An 11,198-nucleotide genomic window follows, 5' to 3' on the forward strand; every position below is an offset into this window, starting at 1 on the left:
CTCCATACCCTGGGGAGATTCCGCGTCCCTTCAAAACAATTTTTGATACATTTTTCTCCATTTGCTTCTTATATTCCTTTGGCTTCTGCCATAAAGGTGATTTCTTCTTTAATTAGAGCCAGCACTGCTAACAACATTAACTCCTTTATGCAAGTTATATGCCAGAATTAACAACATTGGTAACTATTTGATATAATTCTTTTTTCCGATACGATGACCTAATATTTTAAAAAAATATTACATTCATGAAATATCAAATATTTCATTTTTGATAGATATTTAAATTTCTTGAAAATTCGCAGTTTAGTTGTTGTTAATTCCATGAGAAAAATGACCCCCTTCACGTAAAATTTCCCTTCAACTAATTGGACGAAGGGGAAAGTAGAGAAGCCTTTTCGGTATCTCGAAAAACACTTCATCAGAGGCAATAGTTCAAGGATTTTAATGACTTCATAGAGAGACTCAAGGGATTTCGAGATGTAAGAGCTTGCCCACATGGTCCTCCACAACCAGTGGTTTTTCCTCCTTCGGTTAAGAATGTTTTGAGTTACTTATCTTAACCGGAAGACCATGACTCTTAACATTTAAGGGTCTAAAACTAACGCTTTTCTCGACTAGGCCAACAAACGCAATTTTCTCCATAAGGAAATTTCACTGATACCCAGCTTCTCCGCTGTTTCCTTTTTATTGAAATTTGATCTTTTCAATGTCTCATTTATAATCTTTTTTTCATATTCCTCTATTTGTTCCTTCAGTGTTTTAGACTGGATATCCTGTGGCAGTTTCCCAGGCATATTACGCATTTCTTTTGCATCTATTTCTCCAAGGAGTCTAAGAAGTAAGTTGTCATCATACACTGAATCCCCGAGGAGGATTATATATCTTTTAATGAGAGAATCAAGTTGACGTACGTTTCCAACCCATTTGCATTCCTTCATTCTTTCAATCATGCCGTCCGATATTCTTTTTTTGTTGTCGCTATGTTTATGAAGAATTCCCTCAATGATGCAAGGAATGTCTTCCTGTCTTTCCCGTAGAGGTGGAATATCTAACTTTAAGATTGCCAGGCGGAAATAGAGATCCATCCTGAATCTTTCCAGTTCCACTTCTTTCCACAGGTTCTTGTAAGTGGAACTGATAATTCGTACATCAACAGGCACCATCTTAACACCGCCAACACGCATTACTTCTTTTTCCTCAAGAACCCTCAATAGTCTCACCTGCAGGTTCGGAGAAATGTCAGCTATTTCATCAAGAAAGATTGTCCCCTCGTTGGCCAATTCGAATAGGCCGATCTTGCCACCCCTTTTCGCTCCTGTGAATGCACCTTCCTCGTATCCAAAGAGTTCACTTTCTAACAATGATTCTGGAAGGGCGGAGCAGTTAACTGCCACAAAGGGTTTCTTTTTTCTGCGGCTTAGATTGTGTATGCTATGTGCAAAAATCTCTTTTCCTGTCCCCGTTTCTCCCTGGATCAATACTGTTTCATCAGTTTCAGCATATTTCTTTGCTTCATATATAACCTGCTTCATTATTGTGCTTTCGCCCTTGATGTAGTCTATCGTATATTTAGCTACAAATCCTTTAACATAGAGTTTTTCTCTCAACTTCCTATCAGTTTTCTGAATGCTTGAAGCCTCTTTAAATGTTAAAACAACACCTTGAATCTCATCGCCAACTTTGAAGGGGAGTGAGTTTATTACAACATCTACATCCCCTATATGACAGATCTGGTCCATTTCTGGTTTTCCTGTCCTTAAAACATTGAGCACGCTTTTAAGTCTTGAAGCACATTGGGATGACAATGTCTCGGAACAAAGTTCTGGTAGACATTTCCCAACCTCCTTTTTCAATTCTATGCCCAAGATATCCTCAGCTGCCTGGTTGAACGTTTTAATGATACCATTATTGTCAACAACTATAACCCCTTCTTTAATCGTTTTGAGAATCGCCACAAGTTGCTCTGCATTTTCTCTCTCTTTTCTTCGTGCGGAAGCAATCGCCCTCGCTTCTCGAAAGGCCTGCAAAATGCCCTCTTTTTGGGGAAGGATAATAATACCCTTTCCTCCTAACTCAGAAATTATTTCCCTGCTAATTCCTCCACCAACAATGCATTTAATTCCCATATCTACTGCTTTAGAGATATTGTTTCTTAATTCTTCTGTCGTAGAGTAAATTACCTGGTGTATTCCTATAGAAAGTAAATTCTCGAAAATCTCAATTCCACCGGTCAGTTTGCCAAAGCTTTCCAATCCGATATAAGAACCGTATTCCATAGCTTTAATAAGTGCCTGGAGTATATCCTGATGTGTTCTCTGTATCTTGACAATAGGCTGACCAATATTTTGAATCAAAAAATCACCAGTTACCTCGGATGTAAGAATCACTTCAATACTTTCATCGAGAAGTCTTCTGGCAAGAGGAACTGTATCCTCGATCTTCGCAAATCTCAGCATTTTAACCGTTAAGTCTTCAGTCTCCGGATTTGAATAACGTTCAACAATATCGGCAAATTCCATCGAATTACAGATGAGGGCAATTTTGTATTTTCGGTTATATTGAAGTTTAATATCTTCATCCATGTTGAATTATAACCAGTGCGGAGCTAAGCTCATATTTTTCCATTTCAATTCATTTATAAAATAACAAAAAACCATTATAATGATAGTATATTATAGCATTAAAATCAAATTCACAATTTTCATAAATATTATAACTTCTCGTTATGCATGTCTATATTACTTGACACTATTTTCCTTAAGAAATTACAATCTTAATAACGATGAAAACCATAAGAATCGGACATCTCCCAACCATTTATCATACCTCTATTATCCTGATGGGAACTGACTGGATAAATAAAAATATAGGTATTTCTGTCAACTGGCAGCTTTTCGGTACAGGACTACCGGTTATACAGGCTTTTGAAAAAGGTGAGATTGATCTCGCCTATATGGGATTACCTCCTGTAATAATCGGTATTGACAGAGGACTACACATAAAATGCATTGCAGGGGGACATGTAGAAGGAAGCGTTTTTGTTGCAGACAAAGATTTCAGAAGATTAAATCAAAATACTGATGTAAACGAGGTGCTAATACAGTTTAAGGGCAAAACCATAGGCACGACACAGAAGGGTTCAATGCATGATGTAATTATCAGATATTATATCGAGAAGGTAGGTCTTGAAGATTCTGTCGCTGTAAAAAACTACCCATGGGGAGATCTCATAGTAGAGGCGATGGCAAAGGGTGAAATAGATGCCGCAGTTGGCCCTCCTGCACTTGCTGTTGTTACAGAACACGCCTTTGGTGCGAAGATTGCAATCCCACCCTATATGCTCTGGCCCAATAATCCAGGTTATGGAATAGTTGCAGAGGAAGGTTTTATCAAAGATAATCCTGAAATCATTGAGAGGTTTCTTAAACTTCATGAGTATGCAAGCAACTTCATAAGGACAGATCCCATCAGTGCCGCAAAGATAGCATCAAGAGTAGTTGGTGTTGTTGACGAAAGATTTGTCCTCGATACCTATAAAATCTCTCCAAAATATTGCGCAAGCATCTCAAAAGATTATATCGAATCTACAATGGCGTTTGTTCCTGTTCTCCATAGACTTGGATATATATCAAAGATATTAACTCCTCAAGATATCTTTGACCTGCAATACATAAGGAAGACCCACTCTGACCCACCACACTATTAAAAGAGACGGATTTTACTTGACATGTTTTTGAAGACTTATGTATAAATTACAGACATGCATGAATTATATTTCCCTTTAAATTATCTTCCAATCCTGATATTTCTCTTGATAGCTGTAGCATTTGGTATTGGTACATTAATCATCGGTTACATCTTCAGACCACGGAGGCCCTACGATCTTAAACTCATGCCATATGAATCCGGGATTAACCCTGTAGGTGAGCCTCGATACATGTTCTCCGTGCGATTTTATATTATTGCTATGCTTTTTGTGATATTCGATGTAGAGGCTGTGTTTCTTTATCCATGGGCAGTTGTCTATGATAAGATAGGGCTTTATGGATTCGTAGAGATGTTCATCTTTATAGCCATACTCCTCGTAGGTTATCTCTATGCATGGAAAAAGGGGGCACTTACATGGGATTAAATAACAGTTACAAGTTACAAGTTATAAGTGATAAGTTAAAAAATAAAGAAGACTCCGAACTCCTGACTCTGAACTCTCGACTAAATACATTGAGAGAGGTAGAAGAAGGAGTAAGAGTGATTCCAGGAGCAAACACAATTATTACCACCATTGATAAGGTTATTAACTGGGGAAGGAAATCCTCACTATGGCCTGTGACATTTGGACTTGCATGCTGTGCAATAGAGATGATGACCACAGGTTCGTCTCACTATGACCTTGACCGTTTTGGTGTGATTTTTAGGGGTTCACCGAGACAGGCTGATCTGATGATTGTAGCGGGTACTGTCACTAAAAAGATGGCACCGATTGTAAGGAGAGTATATGATCAGATGCCCGAGCCAAGATATGTGATATCTATGGGAAGCTGTGCATGCTCGGGAGGTATATTTGATACCTATGCTGTTGTTCAGGGATGTGATACCTTTATTCCTGTGGATGTGTATGTTCCGGGTTGTCCACCAAGACCTGAGGCACTTATGGAAGGGATAATAAAACTTCAGGAGAAGATAGAGAAAGAATATTTTAGATGGAGCCCATTGAGATAAAAAATTAAATGCAAAATTTAAAATGCAAAAATCAAAATTAGGGAAGATGGAACCTTTAGAAATTGCTGAGAAGGTAAAAGAGAAGTTCCCCGATGAGGTTGTGGATATAACCCACTTTAGTGACCAGGTCTCGGTGGCTGTCAGGAAAGACAGGATAGTTGACATATGCAGATACCTCCATGATGATGCAGAACTTCATTTCGATTATCTTTCAGATTTGTGTGGCGTAGATTATCTCGGTAAAAAGACACCGAGATTCGAAGTCGTCTATAATCTGTATTCAATAAAATACCGTCACAGGATAAGACTCAAGGCTCAGGTCTCAGAAGAGTCTCCTGAAATAGATTCTGTTATCTCTGTCTGGAGGAGTGCAGACTGGCACGAGAGAGAGGCATATGACATGTTTGGCATCACCTTTGAGGGCCATCCTGATTTAAGGCGAATACTTATGCCTGAAGACTGGGAAGGGCATCCATTGAGAAAGGACTACCCGCTAAACGATTTAGAGAGGGAATACAGGGGATACGAGGAATTAAAAGAACTCCATAGCCATGATGATGAATGGATGATAAGAAGCGGAAAGAAGGATTGAAGGGATAAGGATTGAAGGATTAAATAAAGTTATAAGGCATGGCAGAGATAGAGAAGATAATACAGACAAAAGAGCTCACAGTCAATGTAGGTCCCCAGCATCCAGCTACACACGGAGTCCTCAGGCTTGTCCTTGAACTCGATGGTGAGACTGTTGTTAAATGCACACCTCATGTAGGCTATCTACATAGAGGCATTGAAAAACTCTCAGAACACAGAAGTTATCTTCAGATAATACCACTTACAGACCGCCTTGACTACATCTCCTCCATGACTAACAATATAGGTTATTGCATTGCTGTGGAGCGTCTTTTCGGTATCACCGTAACAGAACGGGCTAACTTTATCAGAACCATAACTGCAGAGATGGCACGTATATCCAGCCATCTCCTGTGGCTTGCTACACATGCCCTCGATATAGGGGCGATGACCGTATTTCTTTATTGCTTTAGGGAAAGGGAGTGGATACTTGACCTCTTTGAAATGCTCTGTGGTGCAAGGCTTACTGTAAGTTATCCAAGGATTGGAGGAGTAAGGAATGATGTTACACAACAGTGGCTTGATAGTCTCTATAAATTTACAGAGGAGTTTTTAGGAAGGATAGAGGAGTACGAAACCCTTATTGATCAAAACCGTATATGGTTACGGAGGACAAAGGGCATCGGCGTAATCTCTGCTGAAGAGGCTATAAACTGGGGTCTGAGCGGTCCAACACTCAGGGGCTCTGGTGTCCCCTATGACGTAAGAAAATTTGCACCTTATGCCGCCTATGACAAGGTTAAATGGGAGATTCCGATAGGTAAAAATGGTGATGTGTATGACCGTTATCGTGTAAGGATGGAGGAACTAAGGCAGTCAAACTCCATTATAAGACAGTGTATAGAAAAGATGCCAGAAGGTCCCATAATGGCAGAATACCCCAAGTTTACCCTTCCACCAAAGGATAAGGTAATGAGTGATATGGAGCATCTCATCCATCACTTTATCCTTATTACTAAGGGGCCTCTGACAGTTCCTGAGGGAGAGATATATGTATCAACAGAGGTTCCAAAAGGCGAACTTGGTTTTTATATCGTTAGTGATGGCACAGGAAGACCCTACAGGATGAAGATCAGAGCACCTTCTTTTGTCCATGCATCTGTTCTCCCGAGGCTCTGCGTGGGAGGACTCGTCGCGGATGTTATCGCAAACATCGGAACTATAGATATTGTGCTTGGGGAATGTGATAGATGAATGAACTTCAAAATTAATTTGCTATATGTTCAGCGAGACAGCCATAAAAGAACTCAATGAGATAAAGACAAAATACCAGACACCCTTAGGTGCGATTATGCCTTCCCTTTATATTGCACAGAGGGAATATGGATGGCTCAGTCCTGAGGCCCTTAAAGATGTCTCAGAGATAATTGGTGTTCCAGCGGCGATAGCAAAGGGTGTAGCGAGCTTCTACACAATGTATAAACACGAACTGATGGGAAGAAATCTAATACAGCTGTGCACAAATGTGTCGTGTATGATCCTCGGTGCTGAGAGTCTGCTTGAATATCTGAAGAAAAAACTGGAGATAGATGTTGGTGAGACTACAGCAGATGGAAGATTTTCCCTCCTGATTGCAGAATGCATAGGTGCATGCAGTGATGCTCCTGCAATGTTGGTGAACGAAGATCTACATGAAAATCTCACTGAGATAAAAATAAAGGAAATACTGGCTAAATATAGTTAGGGGTTCGGAGTTGAGAGTTTAGAGTTATGGAAAAGATATTATTAAAGAACATAGAGAACCCAGATTCTGCAGATATCGATTTTTATATTAAGCAAGGTGGTTATCAGTCTCTCCCGAAGGCTCTTGGGATGACCCCCTCAGATATTATAGAGATGGTAAAAAGATCAGGGCTCAGGGGTCGTGGTGGTGCTGGATTTCCTGCAGGCATGAAGTGGTCATTTGCAGCATGCGATACAAAGACTCCTAAATATCTTCTCTGCAATGCAGATGAAGGTGAGCCAGGGACATTCAAAGATAAACCTATCCTTGAGAGAAAACCCCATTTATTGATAGAAGGAATGGTTATATCTGCCTATGCGATTGGTGCAGAATATGGCTATATATATCTTAGAGGTGAATACCCGAAGGCAAAAGGAATATTAGAGAAGGCTATATCACAGGCTTATGAAAGAGGCTATCTCGGAGATAATATTACAGGCAGAGGGATAAGATTCCATTTATCGGTTCATCAAGGAGCAGGGGCATACATATGTGGAGAAGAGACTGCACTTATAGACTCTCTTGAGGGAAAGAGGGGGCAACCGAGGATAAAACCTCCATTCCCTGTGAATGTCGGTGCATGGGGGATGCCGACTGTGGTCAATAATGTTGAAACCCTCTCAAACATACCGCTGATAATAGAGATAGGTCCGGAAGGGTATTCTAAGATAGGCTCACCTGATTGTCCTGGTCCAAAGATATACTGTGTTAGTGGACATGTAAATAGACCAGGGATATACGAACTTCCTATGGGTACATCCTTGAGAGAGCTTATTTATACACATGCTGGTGGTATAAGGAATGGCAGGAGACTCAAGGCTGTTGTCCCAGGAGGTATATCTACACCAGTATTGCCTGCTGATGCAATAGATGTGGCTATGGACTTTGTCTCTATGACAAAGGCAGGAAGCATGCTCGGCTCAGGTGCTACCATTGTAATGGATGCGACTACCTGTATGGTCAAGGTTGCGTGGCGGGCATTAAAATTTTTTGAACACGAATCATGTGGGAAGTGTACACCATGTAGAGAAGGCACTGGATGGCTCAGACAGATTCTCCAGAGGATTGAAGATGGCAGAGGCAGGGACGGAGATATTGAACTACTCAATGATGTTTCAGATAACATTCTGGGAAAGACTTTCTGCCCTCTTGGGGATGCGGCAGCTATGGTTGTTAAGTCTATGCTAAAACATTTTAAAAAAGAGTTCGAGGAGCATATAAAAAGGACACATAGTGCTGAAGTGCTGAAGTAACTTCATATCTTCAGACTTCAGAGCTTCAGTTCTAATATCCCATGATTACCATAACTATAAATGACCGTGAGATAAGGCTTGAAAAGCAGGTCACTGTCCTTGAGGCTGCAAGAAAGGCAGGTATAAAGATACCAACATTCTGCTACCATGAACAGCTTGAGCCTTACGGTGGTTGCAGACTCTGCCTTGTCGAGGTAGAAAGGATGCCAAAGCTTCAGACCGCCTGCACCCTGCTGGTTACTGATGGAATGGTTGTAAGGACAGAATCTGAGACCATATCGAATGTCCGCAGGGGAATACTGGAATTTCTGCTTATAAATCATCCACTTGACTGCCCTTATTGCGATAAGGCAGGTGAATGTGACCTCCAGGACCTTGTAAAACAATACGGTGCCCATAGTGGACGCTACACGGAGAGAAAAAGAAAAGTACCTACGAGTTTTGAGGACCCAATACTTGCAAGGAATATGGAAAGGTGTATTTTATGCACAAGATGTGTCAGGATGTGTGATGGGGTGCAGGGTGCCTCTGCTATTGCAGTCGTGGGTAGAGGAGGTCACTCGAGGATTGAACCATTCTCAGGAGGAAGATACAACTGCGAGTACTGCGGGAACTGTCTGACGGTCTGTCCTGTAGGGGCAATATTGAACCGCCTTTACCTGCATAGTTACAGACCATGGCAGATAGATAGAGAGGTAGAGACAATATGCCCTTACTGTGGTGTAGGGTGTTCCTTCAAAATACAGATAAGGGATAACGCAATTAAAAGAGTAGTACCTCAGATCGGTCTTGGAATAAATGATGGTCTTTTATGCTCGAAGGGTTATTTTGGATACGAATTTATAAGTGCTCCAGAACGACTCAGGGCACCACTGATACGAAAAAATGGGGGTCTCGAACCAGCAACATGGGATGAGGCACTCAGTCTTGTTGCAAGGCGATTAAAGGAGATAAAGGGGGAATATGGTGGCAACGCCATAGGTGGTATTGCCTCGACAAGATGCACAAATGAAGAAAATTATATCTTCCAGAAGTTTATGAGGGTGGTCATCGGGAGTAACCATATAGATTCGGCTGCAAGGCTCGGTTTTGCAGGTGCACAGAGATACATTGAAGATATTTTAGGGCAGGGTGTAACAGCGAACACAATCAGGGGGGTAAAAAACTCCGATGTTATCCTTGTTATAGGAGGAGATCCGACTGCTATAAATCCGATACTCGGTCTCCAGATAAGGGCATCTTTCAGGACAGGTGGTAAGGTAATAGTTATAGGTTATGCAAAGGGCCTAAAGAGGTTCAGTTCCCTTGAGATAAGACCTCCTGTATACATGGAATCTGATATCATCGAAAGGCTCCTATGCGACCTCTTTGCCACAAAAGGTTTGAGCGGAGAAAAACCGATTATAGAAGAAAGGATTCAGGGGATCGCAGAGTCTTATAAAGGTATTAAGGGAATCGGAGATCGCGGAGCAATTCTTGCAGAGGAGATTGAAAGAGCAAAAGAGTTGTTAGAAAAGGGGCAGGCGATATCTATTATTATCGGTAAGGATATTGTTCAGAGAACCGATGGTAGCAGGTCACTCTTTGCCATTGCAGCATTGAGTTATCTTCTTGATGCCAGGCTCTATCTCACATCAGAGAGACCCAATGACCAGGGGGTTATGGATATGGGATGCCTCCCTGATATGCTCCCAGGCTATAGACCCATTTCTATAGGAGACTTCAGAAGAAGGTTTGAATCTCAATGGAATGCACCTATCCCTGAGAAAGAAGGGCTCACACTCATGGAGATATTTGAGGCTGCTTCTTCAGGTTCTATGAAAACCCTTTATGTTATGGGTGAAAATCCGGCATTCAATCTCCCAGATAGTTCCTTTATTGAGAGAGCTCTCAGTTCTCTCGATTTTCTTGTGGTTCAGGATATATTCCTTACAGAGACAGCGAAGATGGCAGATGTTGTTCTTCCAGCACTTGGATGGTCAGAAAAGGATGGGACATTTACTAACCTCGAGCGAAGGATACAGAGAGTGAGAAAGGCAGTGACAGGAACAGGAATGGAGGACTGGAGGATAATCTCTGAGGTCTCAAAAAAGATGGGTTATCGGATAGACTATTCATCCTCGGAAGAAATAATGGAGGAGATCTCGCGGGTTTCTCCCCTTTATCGTGGGATTCAGTCAGAGGAGATCGATAAAGGTGACCTTCTCTGGCCCTATAAAGGAGAACCCTTAAGAGGTGAGGTGCGAGAGTTACCTGTAGGTGTTGAGAGTCGGAAGGAGCGTCTACGGAAAGATGGAGTCATATATCTTATCGTTGATACACCTCTCTTTCACTCAGGGACAATGTCGAGAAGGTCACCTGCATTGAGAAAGATATGTCCTGACGCAGTCTTAAAGGCTAATCCGATGCTCCTTAAAAGGCTTGACATCTCACAGGGAGATATCGTGAAAGTGACTTCTGATCGCTCATCGATTGTAGTAAAGGTAGGTATAGAACCAGACATCCCTGAGGATGTGGTTGCGTTAAGCAATAACTTTGAAGGTGTAGAGGCTTACAGGCTTTTTGGTTATATCCTTGATTCTATCACCAAGGCACCTGGTATTGAAGGATGCGAGGTTTTTATTGAAAGAGTGTCACATAAGTAGGAGGCGGGACAAGAATGTCCCGCCTATCGTAACGGGTAAATAGCCAAACCAAACCGATAGGCGGGGTTTTCTAACCCCGCTAGAGTTGATCATGGATTATGGTTTGAGGGAATAAATTGATCCCAGAAGAAACAATGCGTATTCTTATAGATATTGGCATAGTTCTGATAAAGATTGCAATCGTTGTGGCATTCGTCCTGTTTAATGCAGCATATCTCAGTTATTTTG

The 11,198-nt window shown here is 41.4% G+C and carries 9 protein-coding genes; 8 read left to right on the forward strand and 1 reads right to left on the reverse strand.

Annotated features, from left to right (window positions below):
- Positions 1-614: 614 nt before the first annotated feature.
- Positions 615-2,582, reverse strand: coding sequence for a sigma 54-interacting transcriptional regulator (locus AB1488_04850; GenBank protein ID MEW6409423.1), 1,968 nt, complete (start codon positions 2,580-2,582; stop codon positions 615-617).
- A gap of 200 nt (positions 2,583-2,782) precedes the next feature.
- Here AB1488_04850 and AB1488_04855 point away from each other — a divergent pair, with 200 nt between their 5' ends.
- Genes AB1488_04855 through nuoG form a run of 8 tightly spaced genes read left to right on the forward strand, consistent with a single transcriptional unit; the run spans position 2,783 to position 10,970 of the window.
- A complete protein-coding gene (locus AB1488_04855) occupies positions 2,783-3,706 on the forward strand; it encodes an ABC transporter substrate-binding protein (GenBank protein MEW6409424.1) in 924 nt (307 codons plus the stop codon).
- 54 nt (positions 3,707-3,760) lie between these two features.
- Positions 3,761-4,132, forward strand: a complete 372-nt coding sequence (ndhC, locus tag AB1488_04860) for an NADH-quinone oxidoreductase subunit A (protein ID MEW6409425.1) — start codon at positions 3,761-3,763, stop codon at positions 4,130-4,132.
- On the forward strand, positions 4,123-4,719 hold the full coding sequence (locus tag AB1488_04865; protein ID MEW6409426.1) for an NADH-quinone oxidoreductase subunit B family protein: 597 nt from the start codon (positions 4,123-4,125) through the stop codon (positions 4,717-4,719). Before ndhC ends, AB1488_04865 begins: the two co-directional genes overlap by 10 nt.
- Positions 4,720-4,765: 46 nt before the next feature.
- Complete coding sequence (locus tag AB1488_04870; protein ID MEW6409427.1) at positions 4,766-5,311, forward strand: NADH-quinone oxidoreductase subunit C; 546 nt, start codon at positions 4,766-4,768, stop codon at positions 5,309-5,311.
- A 38-nt stretch (positions 5,312-5,349) separates the two neighbouring features.
- Complete coding sequence (gene nuoD / locus AB1488_04875; GenBank protein ID MEW6409428.1) at positions 5,350-6,543, forward strand: NADH dehydrogenase (quinone) subunit D; 1,194 nt, start codon at positions 5,350-5,352, stop codon at positions 6,541-6,543.
- 25 nt (positions 6,544-6,568) lie between these two features.
- The gene (gene nuoE / locus AB1488_04880; GenBank protein ID MEW6409429.1) at positions 6,569-7,033 is read left to right on the forward strand and encodes an NADH-quinone oxidoreductase subunit NuoE; all 465 of its coding nucleotides are present in this window, start codon (positions 6,569-6,571) and stop codon (positions 7,031-7,033) included.
- A 26-nt stretch (positions 7,034-7,059) separates the two neighbouring features.
- Complete coding sequence (gene nuoF, locus AB1488_04885; GenBank protein MEW6409430.1) at positions 7,060-8,325, forward strand: NADH-quinone oxidoreductase subunit NuoF; 1,266 nt, start codon at positions 7,060-7,062, stop codon at positions 8,323-8,325.
- Positions 8,326-8,366: 41 nt separating this feature from the next.
- Positions 8,367-10,970 (forward strand): NADH-quinone oxidoreductase subunit NuoG, encoded by a 2,604-nt coding sequence (gene nuoG / locus AB1488_04890; GenBank protein MEW6409431.1) that lies wholly within the window; start codon positions 8,367-8,369, stop codon positions 10,968-10,970.
- Positions 10,971-11,198 lie beyond the last annotated feature (228 nt).

This window comes from Nitrospirota bacterium (assembly GCA_040756155.1).
Taxonomy (GTDB): Bacteria; Nitrospirota; Thermodesulfovibrionia; order JACRGW01; family JBFLZU01; genus JBFLZU01.

Coding starts and splice junctions, on each gene's coding strand:
- AB1488_04850 (MEW6409423.1), bottom strand. CDS start 2,582: ATGGATGAAGATATTAAACTTCAATATAACCGAAAATACAAAATTGCC.
- nuoF (MEW6409430.1), top strand. CDS start 7,060: ATGGAAAAGATATTATTAAAGAACATAGAGAACCCAGATTCTGCAGAT.
- AB1488_04855 (MEW6409424.1), top strand. CDS start 2,783: ATGAAAACCATAAGAATCGGACATCTCCCAACCATTTATCATACCTCT.
- nuoE (MEW6409429.1), top strand. CDS start 6,569: ATGTTCAGCGAGACAGCCATAAAAGAACTCAATGAGATAAAGACAAAA.
- ndhC (MEW6409425.1), top strand. CDS start 3,761: ATGCATGAATTATATTTCCCTTTAAATTATCTTCCAATCCTGATATTT.
- AB1488_04870 (MEW6409427.1), top strand. CDS start 4,766: ATGGAACCTTTAGAAATTGCTGAGAAGGTAAAAGAGAAGTTCCCCGAT.
- AB1488_04865 (MEW6409426.1), top strand. CDS start 4,123: ATGGGATTAAATAACAGTTACAAGTTACAAGTTATAAGTGATAAGTTA.
- nuoG (MEW6409431.1), top strand. CDS start 8,367: ATGATTACCATAACTATAAATGACCGTGAGATAAGGCTTGAAAAGCAG.
- nuoD (MEW6409428.1), top strand. CDS start 5,350: ATGGCAGAGATAGAGAAGATAATACAGACAAAAGAGCTCACAGTCAAT.